Genomic DNA, 20,651 nt, shown 5'->3' with positions numbered 1-20,651 from the left:
GCTGTTCGCCGCATCGTTTCAGACACCGAGTAGCCCCTGCCCCCGCAGGAAGGCGAGCAGCGGCAACAGCGGCAGACCGAGAATGGTGAAGTGGTCGCCGTCGATGCGCTCGAACAGATGCACGCCCAGCCCTTCGAGCTGATAGGCCCCGACACTGGTCGTGACGGCGTCACCGGCGGCATCCAGGTAAGTTCGGATTTCCTCGCCGCTCAACGGACGCATGGTCATGCGGGCAACCGAAACCTCGGAAAACAGTATCTTGCCGTCGCGCGCCACCGCCACGGCAGAATGCAGTTCGTGGGTCTGGCCGGCGAGCAGCCGCAATTGCTCCCCGGCCTGGGCGCGTCCGGCCGGCTTGCTGAACAGCCGGTTTCCCAGCGCCAGCGTCTGGTCGGCGCCGATGACGTGACGGCCAGGATTTTGTCCCGATACAAAAAGCGCTTTCTCGCGAGCCAGTAACCCGGCGATTTCACCGGGCGCGGACAGGCCTGAATTCTTCTGCACCGACCGCTCGTCGATATCGGCGGGCACGGCATCGAAAGAAATGCCGGCGCCGGAAAGCAGCATCTGCCGCGCGCGGCTTTGCGAGGCCAAGATCAACGGCTGAGGTCCACGCCAGATGGTCATCGCGTAACCGTCATTCCGGAAGCCGCTGCCGCTGCCGGTCGGTGAACAGCTTGAGCACGGCCGCCGCGGTTTCCTCGATCGAGCGGCGCGTGACGTCGAGCTGGGCCCAGCTGAATTTAGCGCTCAGCTTCCTTGCATAGGCGACTTCGTCCGTCACCGACTGACGATCGATGTAATCATCATTGTGATTATCGGAGCCCATGCTCAGCATCCGGTTTTGCCTCACCTGAATCAACCGTTCCGGCGTGGCGTGAAGGCTGACGACCAACGGCTTCTTCAAGGTCTCGAGCTGGTGCGGCAGCGGAATGCCCGGCACCAGCGGCACGTTCGCGGTACGGACGCCGCGGTTGGCGAGATAGATCGAGGTCGGCGTCTTCGATGTACGGGACACGCCGACCAGAACGACGTCGGCCTCCTCCAGGCCTTCGACGTGCTGACCATCGTCATGGATCATGGTGTAGTTCAAGGCATCGATGCGCTTGAAATATTCCGCGTTGAGAACGTGCTGGGCTCCCACCCTGCCCGTCGTCGCCGCGCCGAGATACGCCTCGAACAACTGCATGACAGGCCCGATGATCGACAGGCTCGGGATGTTGATGTCCCGGCACTTGGCCTCCAGCCGTCCGACCAGATCTTTTTCCAGCAGCGTGAAGAGCACGATGCCCGGCGCCTCCTCGATCTCGTCGAGCACGCGGTCGAGCTGCTTCTGACTGCGCACCAGCGGATAGACATGTTCGACCGCGGACACATTGGCGTATTGCGCAGCCACCGCCCGCGCCACCGTGATCAGCGTTTCGCCGGTCGAATCGGAGACCAGATGAAGATGAAAATAGTTGCCGGTCGTGGGCACCCGAACCCCTGTGTAATCCTGTGAATCCTGTGGACGTTACCTGCGCTATCCGGCCTCGCCTCGCCGCCTCCGGGATAACCCGCATTTTTCTTCACAGGGCTGCATGCGAGGACAAGTCCGCCGGCTCATCCCCATGATAGTGGGAAGGTGTGGACTTGTCTCTTCATAAGCCGACCACGAAACGGCGCAAGCGCTTGATGAGCGTGGCGTTATCGGGACAAAGCCATTGCTGGCGGAAATCGGGGATGCTTGTGAACAACCTTCGCAAAAATACAGGACTGTTTTGTGTGAGTCATAATCACGGTCACTTAGACTCAAACCTAAGATTCTAAAATTATTAGTTTAGAGAAGCGGTGCATTGCGGATATGTCTTGCGTCCCGTCTCCAGGAGAGCCGCTTCAGCAACGCTGGGATGGTCGGAACGTTCCGGAGACGAGCGAGGTCGGGCGACTGCAATGTACGAGTGGATCACGATATCAGCGTATCCGTGGATCAAGGCGCTGCATGTGATTGCGGTGATCGCCTGGATGGCCGGCATGCTCTATTTGCCGCGGCTGTTCGTCTATCACTGCGAGGCCGAGGTCGGATCGAAGCAGTCCGAGACCTTCAAGGTGATGGAATGGCGACTGCTGAAGGCAATCATCAACCCGGCGATGGTCATCACCTGGCTGGCCGGGTTGTATCTGGCTTGGGCCGGGCATTGGTACGCTTCCGGCTGGTTTCATGCCAAGCTGACGCTGGTGCTGATCCTGTCGGGCGTCCACGGCTTTTTTTCACGTTTGGTCAAGGATTTTGCCGCCGACCGGAATACCAAGAGTCAGAAATTCTATCGTATTATCAATGAGGTGCCTACCCTCCTGATGATAGTCATCGTGATCCTGGTGATTGTGAAACCGTTCTAGCCCCCGCTTTTCGTCGATACAGGGGTTTCTCTCCGGCTTGCGAAGCAGCGGGCAATTTTCTATATTGCCGAAATCCCACCCCACGCAGGCGGATGTGGCTGCGTCCCGGCTCCTTCATTGGACCGGCCGCCGCATCAGGTTTGAAGCCTCACCGGCGCTTTCCTTGCTTAGACCTGCGGACCTTCCATTTTTCGTGTCCGCTTTTTCCTTAAGCCACCTCGCACCCCTTCCCCTAAAGAACACTCCACAGGACCACCCCAATGCGGGAAATGAAACTCCAGGACCTCAAATCAAAAACGCCGGCCGAGCTCGTTTCGTTCGCGGAAGAGAACGGGGTCGAAAATGCCAGCACCATGCGCAAGCAGGAGCTGATGTTCGCCATTCTCAAGCAGCTCGCGATCCAGGAAATCGACATCATCGGCGAAGGCGTCGTCGAGGTTCTCTCCGACGGCTTCGGCTTTCTTCGCTCACCGGATGCCAACTACCTGCCCGGCCCCGATGACATTTATGTCTCGCCGTCGCAGATCCGCCGCTTCGGCCTGCGCACCGGCGACACCATCGAAGGCCACATCCGCAGCCCGAAGGAAGGCGAACGCTACTTTGCGCTGCTCAAGGTCAACACGCTCAATTTCGAAGACCCGGAAAAATCCAAGCACAAGGTCAATTTCGACAATCTGACGCCGCTGTTTCCGGACCAGCGTTTCCGGCTCGAACTCGAAGACCCGACGCGCAAGGATCTTTCGGCGCGGGTGATCGACATCGTAGCGCCGATCGGCAAAGGCCAGCGCGCACTGATCGTGGCGCCGCCGCGCACCGGCAAGACCGTGCTGATGCAGAACATCGCCCACTCGATCACCGCCAATCATCCGGAATGCTATCTGATCGTTTTGCTGATCGACGAACGTCCGGAAGAAGTCACGGACATGCAGCGCTCGGTGAAGGGCGAAGTCGTATCCTCGACCTTCGACGAGCCGGCCGTGCGTCACGTCCAGGTCGCCGAGATGGTGATCGAGAAGGCCAAGCGCCTGGTCGAACACGGCCGCGACGTGGTGATCCTGCTGGACTCGATCACGCGTCTGGGCCGCGCCTACAACACCGTGGTGCCGTCATCCGGCAAGGTGCTGACCGGCGGTGTGGACGCCAACGCGCTGCAGCGGCCAAAGCGTTTCTTCGGCGCCGCGCGCAACATCGAGGAGGGCGGTTCGCTCACGATCATCGCGACCGCGCTGGTCGATACCGGCAGCCGAATGGACGAAGTGATCTTCGAAGAATTCAAGGGCACCGGTAACTCCGAACTGATCCTCGACCGCAAGGTCTCGGACAAGCGGACCTTCCCGGCGATCGACATCTCGCGCTCCGGCACCCGCAAGGAAGAGCTGATCACCGATCCGCAGCTGCTGAAGAAAATGTACGTGCTGCGCCGGATCCTCAATCCGATGGGCACCATGGACGCGATCGACTTCCTGCTCGACAAGCTGCGCAACACCAAGAACAACTCGGAGTTCTTCGACTCCATGAATACCTGAGCCTATCAGGCCAGGGCAGGAGAGGGCGCCTCGCGGAAGCGGGGCGCCCTTTTCATTTGGCGGGGTAGCCGACATGGCGGTAGGCAAGGGAATTGGCGTTAGCGACTGGTTAACCATCTAACTCATTGAACGAAGTTACATTTATATGATGTCGCGCCGACATCGACCTCGCGTTCATCCACCCAATCGAATCGCGTTGCCTTTTCAAAGCTGCCCGCACAAATAGGCTATGCATCCGCGGGACCAGACCATCTTTGCATTGTCGTCAGGCCGACCGCCAAGCGCGATTGCCCTGGTGCGTGTTTCGGGTTCGCACGCCGCAAAAATCGTGACAGCGCTGGCCGGCAAATTGCCGACGCCGCGAATGGCGACCCGCGCGCTGTTGAAGGATGTCAGCCAGCGGCCGATCGACGATGCCGTCGTGTTGTGGTTTCCCGCGCCGGCCAGCGCGACCGGCGAAGACGTCGCCGAACTTCACGTTCACGGTGGACGCGCCGTGTTGTCCACCTTGTTCGCCGTGCTGTCTGAGTTCGATAATGTTCGTGCTGCTGAGCCCGGCGAATTTACCCGGCGAGCGTTCGAGAACGGCAAGCTGGATCTGACCGAGGCCGAAGGTCTCGACGATCTCATTCATGCCGACACGGACAGGCAGCGGCGCCAGGCGCTCCGCCAATTGAAGGGATTGCTCGGCGACCGTGCCCGGGATTGGCGCGCCCGGATCATTGAAGCGTCGGCGCTGATCGAAGCCGGAATCGATTTCTCGGACGAAGGCGACATACCGACGGAGTTGATCGCGCCGGCTTTGGTGAAGGTCAAAACGCTGCTGGGCGAAATCGAGGAAGTGCTGGCGGGGCAGGGGCGGAGCGAGCGGCTTCGCGATGGCCTCGTGGTTGCCATCGCCGGTCCGCCGAATGTCGGCAAGTCGACGCTGATGAATACGCTGGCGCGCCGCGACGTCGCGATCGTCTCGCCGCACGCCGGCACCACGCGCGACGTGATCGAGATGCAGCTCGATCTCGACGGCTTTCCCGTGACGGTCATCGACACCGCGGGCATTCGCGAGACGGAGGATCCGGTCGAGCAGGAGGGCATACGTCGGGCGAGGGCCCGCGCGGCGGATGCGGACCTGGTGTTGTGGCTGGCCGATGGTTCGGCGGTGAGCGTTCAGCACGACGGCACGGCGCCGGTCTGGACGGTGCGAAACAAGATCGACCTGGAAGCGGAGAGTCGGCCATTGGCCGATGCGTCGGGAGAGAAAGTCTTCCAGATCTCGGCGAGCCGTGGCGACGGTCTGCCGGAGCTGATCGCAGCCTTGGTCGAGTTTGCTCAGAGCTATTTTGGGAGCGGCGAGGCGGGTCTCATCGGCCGAACCCGTCAGCGCACGCTTTTGCAGGAGACGGCAGTCTCGCTCAGGCGGTGCATCGAGGTGATCGGCGAGGGCGAGGAACTGGCGGCTGAGGAACTGCGTCGCGCGGCCCACGCTCTAGGTCGGCTTCTGGGGCGGGTGGACGTCGAGGATATATTGGACGTCATCTTCCGGGAGTTCTGCGTAGGTAAGTAACGCTTCCCTAACTACGATGTTTCACGTGAAACAGGGCCCTGAGGTTTCATGGGGATGTTTCACGTGAAACAGCCCTCGATCGCTCTCGTGTTTCACGTGAAACAAACCATGTCTCCTAAGACAATATTAGGGGACCGAGCGTCGCGAGCGAGGTGGACCTTCGCACACCCCACCGCGCCTACTGTGCATGGGGTTGTTTTCGATATTTTCATTTTGGGTCGGCTCGTGCGGGTGCCCGCAATTCCGCTTCCGCGCTTTCAAACTCCACGATAGAAGGTCGCGCATGACCCCCAAGGCAGACTCTTTCGATGTCATCGTGATCGGTGGCGGCCACGCCGGCTGCGAAGCCGCGAGCGCTGCTGCGCGGATGGGTGCGAAGACCGCCCTGGTGACCCATCGTTTTGCGACCATCGGTGCGATGTCCTGCAATCCCGCCATCGGCGGTCTCGGCAAGGGCCATCTCGTGCGCGAGGTCGATGCGCTCGATGGTCTGATGGGCCGCGTTGCCGATGCCGGCGGAATCCAGTTTCGGATGCTGAACCGTCGCAAGGGTCCCGCCGTCCGCGGACCGCGGGCCCAGGCGGACCGGAAGCTTTATGCCGCCGCCATGCAGGCCGCGATCCGCGAGGCCGCCAATCTCAGCGTGGTCGAAGGCGAGGCGGACGAACTGATTGTCTCGAACGGCCGCGTCACGGGCGTAAAGCTGGGCGGGGGCCGGGTGCTTTCCGCGGGCGCCGTGGTCATCACCACCGGCACCTTTTTGCGCGGGCTGATCCATCTCGGTGAGAAGAACTGGCCCGCTGGGCGGGTTGGGGAGGCGCCGGCGATGGGGCTTTCGGCCTCGTTCGAAAGAGCTGGCTTTACACTCGGACGATTGAAGACCGGCACGCCGCCTCGGCTCGATGGCACGACCATCGACTGGTCGGCGGTGGAAATGCAGCCCGGCGACGATCCGCCGGAGCCTTTCTCGGTCATGACGGACCGGATCACGACGCCCCAGATCCAGTGTGGCATCACCCGCACGACCCCTGCGACCCATGACGTCATCCGAGCCAACGTCCATCGCTCGCCGATGTATTCCGGTCAAATCAAGAGCAGCGGACCGCGCTACTGCCCGTCGATCGAGGACAAGATCGTCCGCTTCGGCGACCGCGACGGCCACCAGATCTTTCTGGAGCCGGAAGGGCTCGATGACTCCACGGTCTATCCCAACGGCATCTCGACCTCGCTACCGGAAGAGGTTCAGCTTGCGATCCTCGCGACCATTCCCGGGCTCGAGCGGGTGAAGATGGTGCGGCCGGGCTATGCCATCGAATACGACCATGTCGATCCCCGCGAACTCGAGCCGACGTTGCAGACCAGGCGACTGCCGGGTCTCTTCCTGGCCGGACAGATCAACGGTACGACCGGCTATGAGGAGGCGGCGGCGCAGGGAATCGTTGCAGGTTTGAACGCGGCGTTAGCGGCGAGCGGTGCCGAGCCGATCGTGCTCGATCGGGCGGACGGCTATCTAGGGGTGATGATCGATGACCTCGTGACCCGCGGGATCACAGAACCGTATCGGATGTTCACCTCGCGGGCCGAGTATCGCCTGACCTTGCGCGCCGACAATGCCGACCAGCGCCTGACCGATAAGGGGATCGCGTTGGGCTGCGTAGGGCAGGCGCGCTCGGAGCGACATCGCGACAAGATGGCGGCGCTGGCTGCGGCCAAGGCCCTTGCGAAGTCTTTGACGATCACTCCCAACGAAGCCGCCAAACACGGCCTCGCCCTCAACCGCGACGGCCATCGGCGTTCGGCATTTGAGTTGCTGGCCTATCCCGAGATCGAATGGGATGCGCTGCGTGGTATCTGGCCGGAGCTGTCGGCGGTGGACCCGCCGATTGCCGTCCATCTCGAGATCGATGCCAAGTACGATGTCTATCTCAAGCGCCAGACCGCGGATGTCGATGCCTTCCGCCGCGACGAGGGATTGGTCCTTACCGATATCGATTACGCCGACGTACCGGGACTCTCCAACGAGGCGCGCGCCAAGCTCGAAGCAGCACGGCCGCGCACCGTGGGGCAGGCGGGTCGCCTCGATGGTTTGACGCCGGCCGCGCTGGGAATCCTGGCCGCGTATCTGCGTCGTGAGGCACGGCGAAAGACGGCGAAGGCTGTTGGTTAGAAATTCGTTTCACGTGAAACAGGATACGGTTCTCGTCATGGCGGGGAGCGGTAGCCACGAAGCAATCCATACTTTCCGCAATCCGAGAAAATGATTGCTTCGCTTCGCTCGCAATGACGACATCAGCAGACGGCATTTGAAACATGGGTAAAGCCGAATCGGTTGACCTTCCCTCCGCGCGTGACAAAGCCGCCGCCCTCGCCCTTACCCCCGTCTCACCCGAAACGGAGGCGAGGCTCGATCGCTACATCGATCTGCTCGTGACATGGCAGGCCAAGACCAATCTCGTCGCGCCGTCGACGCTCCCGCATCTTTGGACCCGCCACGTTTCCGATTCGCTTCAACTGCTGGACCTCGCCCCAACCGCAAAGGTTTGGGTCGACCTAGGCAGCGGCGGTGGCTTTCCCGGCGTCGTGCTCGCTAGTGCATTGGCCGACACGCCTGGCGTCGTCGTCCATCTCGTCGAGCGCAATGCCAAGAAGGCCGCGTTTTTGCGCGAGGCGATTCGCATAACTTCTTCGCCTGCGATCGTGCATTTGGCAGGAATCGGGGATAGTGTGGATAGAGTCGGAAGCCGCGTCGATTGCGTCACTGCGCGGGCGTTGGCTCCATTACATCAGCTTGTCGGCTTCGCGGAACCGTGGGTGAAAGCGGGCGCAAAAGCCTTGTTTCTCAAAGGCCAAGATGTAGAGGCCGAATTGACCGAGGCCACTAAATATTGGAATATTGAACCGCGACTCCACTCCAGCCGCACGGGCGGGCACGGCTGGATCGTCGAACTCGATCGGATCGAGCGGCGCAACCCTTCCGCGATCACATATGGCGATCGGGCATGAACGAACTAGATGAATTGTATCAAGAGGATAGGGAAGAGACCCCTCCGCCTCATCCGCGCATCCTGTCGCTGGCCAACCAAAAAGGCGGCGTCGGCAAGACCACCACGGCGATCAACCTTGGCACGGCACTCGCCGCGATTGGCGAGCGCGTCCTGATCGTCGATCTTGATCCGCAAGGCAACGCCTCGACCGGCCTCGGCATCGATCGTCGTAATCGCAGCTGCTCGACCTATGATGTGCTGATCGGCGAAGCGCCGCTGCGCGAAGCGGTGGTGGCGACCGCGGTGCCGCGGCTGCACATCGCCTGCTCCACGATGGATCTGTCGGGCCTCGAACTCGAACTCGGCACGACACCGGGCCGCGCGTTCCGACTGCGCGACGCGATCGCGGCGCTGAACAAGGGCGCGGCGCCGGACACCGACTACACCTATGTGCTGATCGACTGCCCGCCGTCGCTCAACCTGCTCACCGTCAACGCGATGGCGGCGTCGGATGCGATCCTGGTGCCGCTACAATGCGAGTTCTTCGCGCTTGAAGGTCTGTCGCAATTGCTGCAGACGGTGGAGCAGGTGCGCTCGACGCTCAACCCGAACCTGTCGATCCACGGCATCGTGCTGACCATGTTCGACTCGCGCAACAACCTGTCGAACCAGGTCGTCGCCGACGTCAGGCAGTTCATGGGCGGCAAGGTCTATGACACCATGATCCCGCGCAACGTGCGCATCTCCGAGGCGCCGTCCTACGGCAAGCCGGTGCTGGTCTACGATCTCAAATGCGTCGGCAGCGATGCGTATCTGAAGCTTGCGACCGAAGTGATCCAGCGCGAGCGTGATCTGAGAACGCATTAGTCTGACGTGGGACTCGTGGGGTGGGCAAAGCGCAGCGTGCCCACCAGTTTTTCGCGGTTGGAATGCGGTGGGCACGGCGCTAATGCGCCTTTGCCCACCCCTACGAACAATCCGTTTCTGTTCTGGAGTATCTGCGTAATGTCTAAGGAGCTGGCGATGGCCGAAAAATCGGGTTCGCGACTGGGCCGTGGCCTCGCAAGTCTGATCGGTGATGTCGGCGGCGAGACCGCGCAACCCGAGCGGCCGCGCAACAATCGCAAGGTGCCGATCGAATTCCTCAAGCCGAATCCGCGCAACCCGCGCCGGACGTTTTCCGATGCCGAACTCGGCGAGCTTGCGGCCTCGGTCAGGCAGCATGGCGTGATCCAGCCGATCGTGGTCCGCCCGGTGAAGGGCGTGCAGGATCGCTACGAGATCATCGCCGGCGAACGGCGCTGGCGCGCCGCGCAGCTTGCCAGCCTGCACGAGGTGCCGATCGTTCCCATTGAAGTCAGCGACAGCGACGCGCTCGAGATCATGATCATCGAGAACGTGCAGCGCGAGGACCTCAACGCGATGGAAGAGGCGCAGGGCTATCACGCGCTCGCGGAAGAATTCAAACGCAGCCAGGAAGACATCGCCCGCGAAGTGGGCAAGAGCCGCAGCCACGTCGCCAACATGATGCGGCTGACCAAGCTGCCGGCGGAAGTGCAGGGGCTGATCTCCGAAGGAAAATTGTCGGCCGGCCATGCCCGCGCGCTGATCGGCGTGCCCGATCCGCTCGCGGCAGCCAAGCGCATTGTCGAGGAAGGTCTCAACGTCCGCCAGACCGAAGCGTTGGCGCATGAAGAGGGCGTTCCGGAGCGCAAGCCGCAAAAGGCGAGGGCAGGCGGCGGCGGCAAGGCAAAAGATCCCGACACCGTCGCGTTGGAAAAGCGCGTCAGCGATGCGCTGGGTCTGAGTGTGACCGTCAACCACCGCGACCCCGGCGGCTCCGTCCAGATCAGCTATCGCAACCTCGAACAGCTTGACGACGTGATGCGGCGGCTGGAAGGGAAGTGACGTTCTTTAACCTCGCCCCGCTTGCGGGGAGAGGTCGGATTGCAGAGCAATCCGGGTGAGGGGGTACAGGTTTATCGAAATATCACGCTCGCGGAGAGAGCCCCTCACCCCGACCCTCTCCCCGCGAAGAGCGGGGCGAGGGAGCAGACGGCTCAGCGAAACTCCGCGACGACCTCAATCTCACCCACGATAGCCTCATTGAAGGCCGACATTTCTTCAGCGGGAATCCAGTACTCCGAATGCGCGGAACCGCCGGCATGTTGGACGCTGTAATTGTCCAGGAAGTCCCGCCTTACCTGAAAGCGCGTAACGTAGCCTGAGCCGCTGGCAGGCATGTTCCAGTCGCGGGCAATTTTCGCGGCGTATGCTTCGGACAGCACCGGATAAAAGATCGGCTGTTCCGGAAGCCGCGGCGGGAACGCGCGCATCCCGCTCTTTCGGATCAATTCCAGTTCGACCGGTCCGACCGGCCGCCAGAGGGTGACGACATCGGCAGCTTCGTCCGGCATGTTCACCCCCGCCGCTTCGCATTCACCGCGATCGACAGCAGCGTGCGTACTCCAATCGCTGACGCCAGCGTCGCCTGCTTGCGCATGTCGAGCGCGGCGGTCCCGAGCTGATCGATGATGCTGGCCAGCCGCGCCGGGCTGAAATTGCGCAGCGCGATTTCGACGGCACCTTTGCGCGAAAAGTGCAGCCGCGGGTAACCGCTTTCGAGCAGGGTCGAGACCGGCGTTCCTTCGGCCACCGCAAGCGCCGATTTGTGCAGCCAGGCCGCCTGGCGCTGCGCGGCGGAGATGATGATTCCGGGATAGGTGCCGGCCACCATCGCCTTGGCGAATTCGCTTTCGACTAGGTCCGGCTTGCCGGCAAAGGCGCCGTCGACGATCGGGTCCAGCTTCAACTCGGACGCGTCCGAGACGACGGTCATGACGTCGTCGAGCGCGATCTCGCCCGTGCCGTGGGCATAGAGGGTGAGCTTGCGCAACTCATTGCGCGAGGCCTGACGGTCGCCGCCGAGCAACGACATCAGCACCGCGCGGGCGTCTGCGGCGATGCGCAGGTTGGACGTCTTCAATTCCTCGTCGATCAGCCGGGCAAGGTCGCGCTCGGTGTCGGGATAGCAGGCAATCGCCACCGCGGTCCTGGCGCGCTCGCAGGCCTTGCGCAGCGGGGACTCCGCGCGCAACTCGCCGGCCTCGATCACGATGCGGCAATCCTTGATGGGCGAATCGGCCAGCGTGTCGACGCCGCTGGCAAAACTGCGCGAGCCGGCGCGTACGCGGATGGCGCGGCGGCCGCCGAACATCGGGATCGTCATGGCCTCGTCGACCAGCCGGGATGGTTCGGCCGACAGCTCGTCGCCGTCCAGTCGCACCAGCGAGAAGGGGTCATTGGGATCATCGACGGCGGAGGCGATCAACGCCTCGGCGCGCTCGCGGACCAGGCCGGCATCCGGGCCGTAGAGCAGGATGATGGGGCGGCCAGGATCGGGCCGGGCGAGGAAAGCGTCGATGTCTTTTCCGCGGAGCGCGACCAACGGCAGGGCTTTCCTTGTCGTCATTCCGGGACACGCGCCTTCGCGTGGACCCGGAATCCAGAGAGTGCGGAAACGGAATTCCGGTTCGTGCTTCGCACGCCCCGGAATGACCGAAGTCAGGTGCCGGCGTAGAAGTAGGACGCCAGCCGGGTCTGGATGTTTTCCGCGATCTCGTTGGCGGCGCGATCCTCGGCGTCGCGGAAGGCGCGGGCGCGGGCGAAACGCTGCAGCTGGCCGGGGATGTCATAGGAGACGCGCGAGAAGGTCGTGCCCGTCATGACCGACTTGTTGGTGGCAAGGTCGATCAGATTGTACTGCGCGTCGATGCCGTAGTTCTCGCTCGACGGCAGCGCGGTGGCGGGATCGAGCATCAGCGAGGAACGCGAGCTGCTGAAGCGCAGCACGAGCTTATGGGTCGGCGGCATGCCGGTGGCGTTGCCGTAGAGCTTGAACGCCAGCGCGTTGCGGATCTCGACCTGGATCCGCGCTTCGCGGGATGCGTTTGGCTTGTCGACGGGCGGGAGTTCCACGCCCATCAGCTTTTCCCGCAGGCCGGGCTTGCCGTCATTACGTTCGGCATACATCGGCTGGAAGCAGCCGGCCGTGAGCGCCGCCAGAGCGGCGACGGCGATGAGCCGAACGGCGATCCGGGTCTTAGCCAACGACATTCACGATCCTCATGGGAACAACGATTACCTTGCGAACGGCCTTGCCGCCCAGCGCGAGTTTTACCGCATCGAGCGCCAAAACGGCAGCCTCAATTTCCGCATTTTGGGCGACCCGTGGCACGGTAACATCACCCCGTTTTTTGCCGTTGACCTGGACCACCAGGGTGACCGTGTCTTCAACCAGCAAATCGCGTTCGATTTGGGGCCAGTTGGCCTCCGAAATCAGCCCGGACTGGCCGAGTACCACCCAGCACTCCTCGGCCAGATGCGGCATCATCGGCGCGAAAAGTTGAACCAGGATGGTCGCGGCCTCCCGAACCGCCCAGGCGGTATCGGCGGAAGGCTTTCCGTCCTTCGCCAGGATCTCCGCCAGCGCGTTGGCGAATTCGCGGATATGGGCGAGGCAGACATTGAAATGCAGCCGTTCGATCCCGGTCGACACCTTGTCCAGCGCGCCATGGGCGGCTTTGCGCAAGGCGAGCGCCTCGGCGCTGAACGAAGCCGGCTGGTCGGCCGGGGCACTTTTGGCGATCTCGGCTGATTCGTTCACCAGCCGCCACAGTCGCTGCATGAAGCGCGAGGCGCCCTGCACCCGTTCGTCGCTCCAGATCACGTCGCGGTCGGGCGGCGAGTCCGACAGCATGAACCAGCGCGCCACGTCGGCGCCGTAGCTCGCGATGATGTCGTCGGGGTCAACGGTGTTCTTCTTCGACTTCGACATCTTCTCGATCGGGCCGATCGAGACCTGCTCGCCGCCATAGATCATGCTGGCGCGGCGTTCGCCGCCGATCAGTTCGACCTTCACCTCGGCCGGCGTCACATAGGTGCCGTCGGCCTTCTGGTAGGTCTCGTGCACCACCATGCCCTGGGTGAACATGCCGGCGAACGGCTCGTCCATGCCGATATGGCCGGTCGCCTTCATCGCGCGGGTGAAGAAGCGGCTGTAGAGCAGATGCAGGATCGCGTGCTCGACGCCGCCGATATACTGGTCGATTGGCAGCATTCGGTTGACGAGAGGCAGCGTGGTCGGCGCCTTTTCGTTCCAGGGATCGGTGAAGCGCGCAAAGTACCAGGACGAATCCACGAAGGTGTCCATGGTGTCGGTTTCGCGCTGCGCCTTGCCGCCGCATTTCGGGCAGGTGACGTGCTTCCAGGTTGGATGATGGTCGAGCGCGTTGCCGGGCTTGTCGAAGGTGACGTCCTCCGGCAGGACCACAGGCAGCTGATCGTCCGGAACCGGCACGACGTCGCATTTCGGGCAGTGGATCACCGGGATCGGGCAGCCCCAGTAGCGCTGGCGTGAGATGCCCCAGTCGCGCAGGCGGAAGTTCACCTGCCGCTCGCCGACCGGCGCATTGCCGCGTTTCTCGGATTCCAGCCGCTTGGCGACGTCTTCCTTGGCCTGCTCGATGGTCATGCCGTCGAGGAAGCGGGAATTGATCATGCGGCCGTCGCCGTCAAAGGCCGTGTCGGTAATGACGAACGTCTTCGGGTCCTGGCCCTCGGGGCAGACCACCGGGATGTTGCCGAGCTTGTACTTGTTGACGAAGTCGAGGTCGCGCTGGTCGTGCGCCGGGCAGCCGAAGATCGCGCCGGTGCCGTATTCCATCAGCACGAAGTTCGCGACGTAAACCGGCAGCTTCCAGCTCGGGTCGAACGGATGCACCGCCTTGATGCCGGTATCAAAACCCTGCTTCTCGGCGGTGTCGATGATCTCCTGCGCGGTGCCGATCTTCTTGATGTCGGCGATGAACGCCGCAAGCTTGGGGTTCTTCGCAGCCGCTGCCTGCGCCAGCGGATGATCCGCCGCGATCGCCATGAACTTCGCACCGAACAGCGTGTCGGGCCGCGTCGTAAAGATCTTCAGCTCGGTTTCGCCCGCGGGCGTGGTGGCCGGGTCGAGCGCGAAGCGCAGCAGCAGTCCTTCGGAGCGGCCGATCCAGTTGCGCTGCATCAGCCGCACCTTGTCGGGCCAGCGATCCAGCCCGTCCAACGCGTCCAGCAGTTCCTGCGCATACTTCGTGATCTTGAAGACCCACTGGCTCATCTCGCGCTGCTCGACGACGGCGCCGGAGCGCCAGCCGCGGCCGTCGATCACCTGCTCGTTGGCGAGCACGGTCATGTCGACCGGATCCCAGTTCAGCTTGCGCTTCTCGCGTTCGGCCAGCCCCGCGCGCAGCATGTCCAGAAACATCTTCTGCTGATGCTTGTAATAGCTGGGATCGCAGGTCGCGAACTCGCGCGACCAGTCGAGCGACAGGCCGATCGACCGCAGCTGCTTCTTCATCGCGGCGATGTTGTCGTAGGTCCAGGCCTTCGGCGCGACCTTGCGCTCGATCGCGGCGTTCTCGGCCGGCAGCCCGAAGGCGTCCCAGCCCATCGGGTGCAGCACGTTGAATCCCTTGGCGCGCATGAACCGCGCCAGCACATCGCCCAGCGTATAATTGCGGACGTGCCCGATATGGATGCGCCCGGACGGGTAGGGGAACATCTCGAGCACGTAATATTTCGGCCGCGGATCGTCGTTTTTCGAGGCGAAGATCGCCTTGTCGTCCCACTGGCGTTGCCAGCGCGGCTCGGCATCACGGGCGTTGTATCGTTCGGAGGTCATGGAATCGCTGAGCTTTTTGTGGATTCGGGTCCCGTCCAGAGGACGGCGGACTAGGCCACAAAAGCGGCTGCGGGGTCAACGGGTTGGGGAGGGGGAAGGGCCGATTTGACGGAAGGCACGGAGGTTGCTGCTCACCCCGCCAGCGCCATCCCGGCTTTATCCACCAGCCTGGCAAAGCCGTGCTCGACAACGGCATTCCGACCGCGGTGTTTTGCGGCGTAGAGCGCCGCATCCGCCGCCTCGATCAACTCGCCGGGGGCCTGGGTGCCGCTCGGGAGCGTGCCGGCGACGCCAACGCTGACAGTGACGGTCTGATGGCTGGAGGTAGCGTGCGGCAAGGCAAGGCCCTGCACGGCCGCGCGCACCATCTCGCCGATCTCAAGCGCCCGCTGCGGGGTGGTGTTCGGAAGCAACAGGCAGAACTCCTCGCCGCCATAGCGTCCGGCAAAGCCCATCGTGTCGGCGGCGATGCCGGACAGCACTTCGCCGATCCGGGTTAGGCAGGCGTCGCCTTCGGGATGGCCGTAGGTGTCGTTGTAGAGCTTGAAGTGATCGACATCGATCATCAGCAGCGACAGCTCGCATTGATATTGCTGCGCCTTCATCCATTCGAAATCCAGCCGGCTCTGGAAGCCGCGGCGGTTGGCGAGGCCCGACAGCATGTCGATCGAGGCCATCACGGTGAGGCGGTCATTGGTCGCGACGAGCTCGCGCTCGCGCCGGCTGAGCTGCGCCGCCATCACATTGAAGGCGCGCGCGAGCGGCATAAATTCGGCAGGCAGGCGGCTGCGCGCAACGCGGGCCGACGAATCACCTTCGCCGAACCGTTTAGCCATGCCGGTCATGAGTTCGATCGGCTTGATGATGAGTTTTTCCGCGCCGATCAGCGCGCCGAGGAGCACGAACAGACAGACGAAGCCCAGTTGGAGGTAGGCGGTGCGGATGTCGCGGTTGATCGCGGCCGTCACGCTGGCCTCGTCGACGCTCACGACAAGGCGCGACTGCGTCCCGGGAATGCGGGCGAAACTGACGACGCGCTTCGAGCCATCGGTGGCAGTAAAGGAAATCGAGCCGGTATCGGTGTTCGAACTCAGCGCCTTGTAGGTGATGGCCGACAGCAGCGGCATGTTGCCGAGCGGTTGCCCGATCATCCCGGCCTGCTCCGGCGGCGCCGCCAGCACGACGCCGGTGCTGTCGATCAGCAGTGCTGAAATGCCCGGTCGTCCGCTGAAACTGGCCATGATCCTGGAGAGCCAGTCGAGATTGATGCCAGCGATCGCAACCGATTCTTCGTCCGGATTGATCGCCGAAACCGGGTAGGCCGCCATCATGATCGGTCGGTTGTTGCTCTTGCCGATCAGGTAGTCGCTGAAGACGAAATCGCGGGTCTCCTGCGCCTTCCTGAAATAGTCCCGATCGCCGATATTGAGGCCGACCTGGGCGTTGAGCGTGGAACACTGCACCACGCCTTCCTTGCTCACCAGCATGATGCTGCGGATCCAGGGCAGGTTGGCGGGCAGGCTGGCGCGCAAGATCTCGCAGCTGCGCCCGATGCCGCTGGCCGCGCGGATATAGGCGGCGGATTTCAGCATCGTCTCGACGGAGGAGATCACCTCGCGCTGGGTTTCGGCGCTGTGGTGCGTGATATCGGCGTATTGTTCCGAAGCGGCGACGATCTGTCTGGCGCGGATGTCTTCGAGCGAGCGGACGCGCTCGAACATCAGGGGCCCCACCAGCAGCACGGCCAGCATCGCAAGTCGCGCCCGGATGCCCAGAAGCTTCTTGAGTTTGACCCGATTGCGCTTGAAGGTTACGCCAGCCATCCTGCCCCCCAATACCGCAGGGTAGAGCGAAGGGTTCAAAAACCCTTTCCCTAACTTGGTAAAATTCGAGAAAACTCCGTAAATGCTCGGACGAAATCAGGACATGACGCGATAGAGATGACGCCGCTAACCAAGTCTTTACCAACAGGTCTTGCTCAGGTGGAGCAGGAGATCGCGCGCGCCTGCAAGGAAGCACGCCGCGAGCGTGCGTCGGTGACGCTGATCGCGGTGTCGAAAACGTTCGATGCCACGGCGATTTCGCCCGTCATCGATGCCGGCCAACGCGTATTCGGCGAAAACCGCGTGCAGGAAGCCAAGGGGAAATGGCCGGCGCTGCTATCCGCCTGTCCCGGCATCGCGCTGCACCTGATCGGCCCGCTGCAGTCCAACAAGGCCAAGGAGGCGGTGGCGCTGTTTGACGCCATCCACTCGGTCGATCGTCCCAGCATCTGCGAAGCATTGGCCAAGGAAATCAATGCGCAGAACAAACGCCCTGAATTGTTCGTCCAGATAAACACCGGGGAGGAGCCGCAGAAGGCGGGTATTGCCCCCGGCGATGCCGACGCCTTCATCGTGAGCTGCCGCGAAAAATACGATCTCGTCATATCAGGCTTGATGTGCATCCCGCCCGTCGATGAGGCGCCGGCGCCGCATTTCGCATTGACGGCCAAGATTGCCGCGCGCAACGGATTGAAGCATCTTTCGATGGGCATGAGCGCCGATTTCGCGGTCGCGATCCAGTTCGGCGCCACGCATGTGCGCGTGGGATCGGCGATTTTCGGGAAGCGGTAGTACCCAAATTGCCGTCCCGGCGAGCGCCGGGACGACGGCGGTGCCTACTTGAACCCCACCGACACCTTCCCGAGCACGCCAAAATCCACCGCGCAAAAATCGCCGGATTGAATCGGCAGCGGCGGATGGCAGGTGCCGGTCGTGACGACCTGCCCTGCCTTCAGCGTCACGCCAAGGTGGCTTAATTCGTTGGCCAGCCAGGCCAGCGCGACGCGGGGATCGCCGAGCACGTTCTTGCCGTGGCCGGTGAATTGCTGACCGCGCAGGGTGATGACGGGCCGCTCTTCGACGAGGTCGAGCACCCGCCAGTCCACGCTTGTCGGCGGTCCCAGCACGAACAGATGCGCACAGGCGTTGTCGGCAATGATCTGGGCGGCGCCGGCGCTGACGAAGTCGGCGAAGCGCGAATCCGGAATCTCGATCGCCGGATGCAGCGTGTCGACGGCGTCGAGGACCTGCTGCACGGTATAGGGCGTGTCGCGCGGTGGCAGATCGATCCGCATGCGAAAGGCGAACTCCGGTTCGGCGACGCGCATCTTGTTGCCCACCATCGAAGCCGTGCCGCCATCGGGAATCACGGTCTCGGTCAGGATGCGCCCGGCCATCGGCCCGTCGACATTGATGTGCTTCTGCCCGGCCTCGCTGGTGGCCGCGATCTTCCAGCCGAACAGGGGGGGCTTGGAATATTTCTCGATGGCTCCCTGGATCGCGTAACCCTCGATGCGGTCGCGCGGACGCAGTGCATTGTCGAGACCGGCGAATTTGGTGCCGGCACGCCAGTGGTCGTGCAGCGTTTTGGATGCGGCTTTGATCGCTTTGTCGTCGAGCATGGCTCTGTTTCCCTATTCGCCGATCATGATCCTGGTCCGCGGGCCCATTCGCCGCAACAGCCGCAGCATGCTGGATTTCGTCATCGAAACGCAGCCCGCCGTTGGCGAGAAATTCGGGCGCGCCAGATGCAGGAACACCGCGCTGCCGCGACCGGCAATCCGTGGGCCGGCGTTGTGATCGATCTCGACGATAAAATCGTAGAGGTGGTCCTCGCGCGTCAGCCGGTCGCCGGCCTGGTCGCGGACCATGCGAATGGGCTGATTATAATGGCGGTCCCGCGGGTCCTCGCACCAGGCGTCCTCGGGCCGGATCGCGCGGACCGGCAAATAGGTCTTGGGCCGGGGGTGGCGGTCGGCGCGCCACCACAATCGCAGGGGATGATAGACGCCGCTTGGGGTACCGCCGTCGCCCTCCCGCTTGTTGGCGAGGATGCCGCCGCGACCAAGTGCCACCGGTACGGTCCAGCCGTCCGCCGTCAGCCAGCCCCGGCGGGGGTCGCTGGCCGCCCGGCGGACCCGGACCGCCGAAACTGGCCGATCACGCGCCGCTGTCTTATAAGTGATTGAAATGGTGCTGCTTTCCATACCAATGTCCGAATCGCGGGATTGCCTGGCCGGCCTCGGTTAATCTACAGAGGCCATTACAGGACATTCATCCAAAGGCGCCCCAAATGTGGGATAGAGTGCGGTGCGACTTGTGAATCTGTAACAATCTCTTACCTCAAGCGAATCAGTACCTGACGGCCTGCCTGCCAGCGACCTTTGCCGGCTCGTCAGGTTGTCATCGATCAAGACCGGTTTGATGCTTCCCCAGTGTCCGCCGCCTGCCTTAAGAGGATCGTATCGTATGCCCAATGCCCGCAAGATCCTGATCGTGGAGGACGACAACGATCTCCGCGACACGCTGGTCGAGCAATTATCGCTGCACGAGGAATTCGAAGCCTCTGCGGTCGATACCGGGGCCAAGGGCGCCAGCGCCGCCAAAGCGGATTCCCCCGATCTGGTGCTGATGGATGTCGGCCTGCCCGATACCGACGGGCGGGAAGTCGTGCGCAGCCTGCGCAAGGGCGGCTTCAAGGCGCCGATCATCATGCTGACCGGCCACGACACCGATTCGGATACCATTCTGGGCCTCGAATCCGGCGCCAATGATTACGTCGCAAAGCCTTTCCGGTTCGCGGTCCTGCTCGCCCGGATCAGGGCGCAACTGCGCCAGCACGAGGCCAGCGAGGACGCGGTGTTCTCCGTCGGCCCCTACAGCTTCCGGCCCGGCTCTAAGATGCTGACCGCTGCGAACGCCAGAAAAGTGCGGTTGACCGAGAAGGAAACCGCGATCCTGCGCTTTCTCTATCGCGCCGGCCAGTTGCCGGTGTCGCGCGAGACGCTGCTGCAGGAAGTCTGGGGCTATAATTCAGGCGTTACCACCCACACGCTGGAAACCCATATCTATCGCCTGCGCCAGAAGATCGAGAAGGATGCAGCCAATCCGGAGATACTCGTCACGGAAGCCGGTGGCTACAAGCTGGTGCCTTGATGCGACCGACCGCTCCGATTCGTCATTTTCGTGCGTCCCGGCCAAGGATCGATGTCGATCGAAGCTGACATAGCCCTGCTCGAACGTGTCCCGACATTGCGCCTGTTGGGAACGGCGTCGTTGCGCATGCTGGCGATCGGTTCGGAACAGCGTGATTTCTCGCCTGGCGATTATCTGTTCAATGCCGGCGACGAGGCGGATGCCGGCTATATTGTCCAGCGGGGTTCGATCCGCGTCGAGGACGCCGGCGCCGAAGTCGTTGCGGGCCCGGGCTCGCTGATCGGCGAACTGGCGCTGATCGTTGCGATGAAGCGGCCGGCGAGCGCGGTCGCGCTCGACCACGCGACGGTAATCCGGATCGCACGCAGCCTGTTTCAGCGCGTCCTCGAAAGCGACCCCGCCGCGGCCCGCCGGCTGCGCGACGAACTCGCCACCCGCACCAGCCAGCTCGCCAGCGACATGCTGATGGCCGGCGCCAAGCTCAGCGTCTGATCG

General features: G+C 62.9%; 19 protein-coding genes. 10 read left to right on the top strand and 9 right to left on the bottom strand.

The window, feature by feature from the left end; genetic code table 11:
* Positions 1-18: 18 nt before the first annotated feature.
* The gene (locus QUH67_RS01150) at positions 19-627 is read right to left on the bottom strand and encodes a Maf family protein (protein ID WP_300944826.1); all 609 of its coding nucleotides are present in this window, start codon (positions 625-627) and stop codon (positions 19-21) included.
* A 10-nt stretch (positions 628-637) separates the two neighbouring features.
* Positions 638-1,477 carry a pyruvate, water dikinase regulatory protein gene (locus QUH67_RS01145; RefSeq protein ID WP_300944825.1) on the bottom strand — a complete coding sequence of 280 codons (840 nt, stop codon included), beginning with the start codon at positions 1,475-1,477 and terminating at the stop codon, positions 638-640.
* Positions 1,478-1,932: 455 nt separating this feature from the next.
* Here QUH67_RS01145 and hemJ point away from each other — a divergent pair, with 455 nt between their 5' ends.
* The 7 genes from hemJ to QUH67_RS01110 all read left to right on the top strand — a co-directional run bounded on the left by hemJ (position 1,933) and on the right by QUH67_RS01110 (position 10,358).
* The gene (hemJ, locus tag QUH67_RS01140) at positions 1,933-2,379 is read left to right on the top strand and encodes a protoporphyrinogen oxidase HemJ (protein WP_300944824.1); all 447 of its coding nucleotides are present in this window, start codon (positions 1,933-1,935) and stop codon (positions 2,377-2,379) included.
* A gap of 260 nt (positions 2,380-2,639) precedes the next feature.
* A complete protein-coding gene (gene rho / locus QUH67_RS01135; RefSeq protein WP_108520089.1) occupies positions 2,640-3,905 on the top strand; it encodes a transcription termination factor Rho in 1,266 nt (421 codons plus the stop codon).
* A 229-nt stretch (positions 3,906-4,134) separates the two neighbouring features.
* Positions 4,135-5,466: a tRNA uridine-5-carboxymethylaminomethyl(34) synthesis GTPase MnmE gene (mnmE, locus tag QUH67_RS01130; protein ID WP_300944823.1), complete on the top strand. Its 1,332-nt coding sequence runs from the start codon at positions 4,135-4,137 to the stop codon at positions 5,464-5,466.
* 283 nt (positions 5,467-5,749) lie between these two features.
* On the top strand, positions 5,750-7,633 hold the full coding sequence (gene mnmG / locus QUH67_RS01125; protein ID WP_300944822.1) for a tRNA uridine-5-carboxymethylaminomethyl(34) synthesis enzyme MnmG: 1,884 nt from the start codon (positions 5,750-5,752) through the stop codon (positions 7,631-7,633).
* A 143-nt stretch (positions 7,634-7,776) separates the two neighbouring features.
* Positions 7,777-8,469 carry a 16S rRNA (guanine(527)-N(7))-methyltransferase RsmG gene (rsmG, locus tag QUH67_RS01120; RefSeq protein WP_300944821.1) on the top strand — a complete coding sequence of 231 codons (693 nt, stop codon included), beginning with the start codon at positions 7,777-7,779 and terminating at the stop codon, positions 8,467-8,469.
* The gene (locus QUH67_RS01115) at positions 8,466-9,317 is read left to right on the top strand and encodes a ParA family protein (protein ID WP_300944820.1); all 852 of its coding nucleotides are present in this window, start codon (positions 8,466-8,468) and stop codon (positions 9,315-9,317) included. Before rsmG ends, QUH67_RS01115 begins: the two co-directional genes overlap by 4 nt.
* 156 nt (positions 9,318-9,473) lie before the next feature.
* Complete coding sequence (locus tag QUH67_RS01110; RefSeq protein ID WP_300948299.1) at positions 9,474-10,358, top strand: ParB/RepB/Spo0J family partition protein; 885 nt, start codon at positions 9,474-9,476, stop codon at positions 10,356-10,358.
* A 152-nt stretch (positions 10,359-10,510) separates the two neighbouring features.
* Here the strand turns inward: QUH67_RS01110 and QUH67_RS01105 are convergent, their stop codons facing one another.
* From QUH67_RS01105 to QUH67_RS01085, 5 genes are all read right to left on the bottom strand, one after another.
* Positions 10,511-10,867: an ADP-ribosylation/crystallin J1 gene (locus QUH67_RS01105; RefSeq protein WP_300944819.1), complete on the bottom strand. Its 357-nt coding sequence runs from the start codon at positions 10,865-10,867 to the stop codon at positions 10,511-10,513.
* Between the two features lie 2 nt (positions 10,868-10,869).
* Entirely contained in the window at positions 10,870-11,898 is a 1,029-nt protein-coding gene (gene holA / locus QUH67_RS01100; protein ID WP_300948298.1) for a DNA polymerase III subunit delta, read from the bottom strand.
* Positions 11,899-12,014: 116 nt separating this feature from the next.
* Complete coding sequence (gene lptE / locus QUH67_RS01095; protein WP_300944818.1) at positions 12,015-12,566, bottom strand: LPS assembly lipoprotein LptE; 552 nt, start codon at positions 12,564-12,566, stop codon at positions 12,015-12,017.
* Positions 12,553-15,177: a leucine--tRNA ligase gene (gene leuS, locus QUH67_RS01090; RefSeq protein WP_300944817.1), complete on the bottom strand. Its 2,625-nt coding sequence runs from the start codon at positions 15,175-15,177 to the stop codon at positions 12,553-12,555. Before leuS ends, lptE begins: the two co-directional genes overlap by 14 nt.
* Positions 15,178-15,308: 131 nt before the next feature.
* On the bottom strand, positions 15,309-17,000 hold the full coding sequence (locus tag QUH67_RS01085; RefSeq protein WP_300944816.1) for a diguanylate cyclase domain-containing protein: 1,692 nt from the start codon (positions 16,998-17,000) through the stop codon (positions 15,309-15,311).
* A 117-nt stretch (positions 17,001-17,117) separates the two neighbouring features.
* Between QUH67_RS01085 and QUH67_RS01080 the strand changes: the two genes are divergently transcribed.
* Positions 17,118-17,792 carry a YggS family pyridoxal phosphate-dependent enzyme gene (locus QUH67_RS01080; protein WP_300944815.1) on the top strand — a complete coding sequence of 225 codons (675 nt, stop codon included), beginning with the start codon at positions 17,118-17,120 and terminating at the stop codon, positions 17,790-17,792.
* A gap of 44 nt (positions 17,793-17,836) precedes the next feature.
* Here QUH67_RS01080 and QUH67_RS01075 read toward each other — a convergent pair whose 3' ends face one another.
* Both QUH67_RS01075 and QUH67_RS01070 read right to left on the bottom strand, forming a co-directional pair.
* A complete protein-coding gene (locus QUH67_RS01075; RefSeq protein ID WP_300944814.1) occupies positions 17,837-18,622 on the bottom strand; it encodes a 2-keto-4-pentenoate hydratase in 786 nt (261 codons plus the stop codon).
* Between the two features lie 12 nt (positions 18,623-18,634).
* A complete protein-coding gene (locus tag QUH67_RS01070) occupies positions 18,635-19,207 on the bottom strand; it encodes a L,D-transpeptidase family protein (RefSeq protein ID WP_300944813.1) in 573 nt (190 codons plus the stop codon).
* A 262-nt stretch (positions 19,208-19,469) separates the two neighbouring features.
* Between QUH67_RS01070 and QUH67_RS01065 the strand changes: the two genes are divergently transcribed.
* Together QUH67_RS01065 and QUH67_RS01060 are read left to right on the top strand one after the other, a co-directional pair.
* A complete protein-coding gene (locus QUH67_RS01065; RefSeq protein WP_300944812.1) occupies positions 19,470-20,156 on the top strand; it encodes a response regulator transcription factor in 687 nt (228 codons plus the stop codon).
* A gap of 51 nt (positions 20,157-20,207) precedes the next feature.
* Positions 20,208-20,648, top strand: a complete 441-nt coding sequence (locus tag QUH67_RS01060) for a cyclic nucleotide-binding domain-containing protein (RefSeq protein ID WP_300944811.1) — start codon at positions 20,208-20,210, stop codon at positions 20,646-20,648.
* Positions 20,649-20,651 lie beyond the last annotated feature (3 nt).

The sequence above is a fragment of the Bradyrhizobium roseum genome (genome assembly GCF_030413175.1).
GTDB lineage: Bacteria > Pseudomonadota > Alphaproteobacteria > Rhizobiales > Xanthobacteraceae > Bradyrhizobium > Bradyrhizobium roseum.
This window is presented reverse-complemented; position numbering and strand designations above follow the sequence as displayed.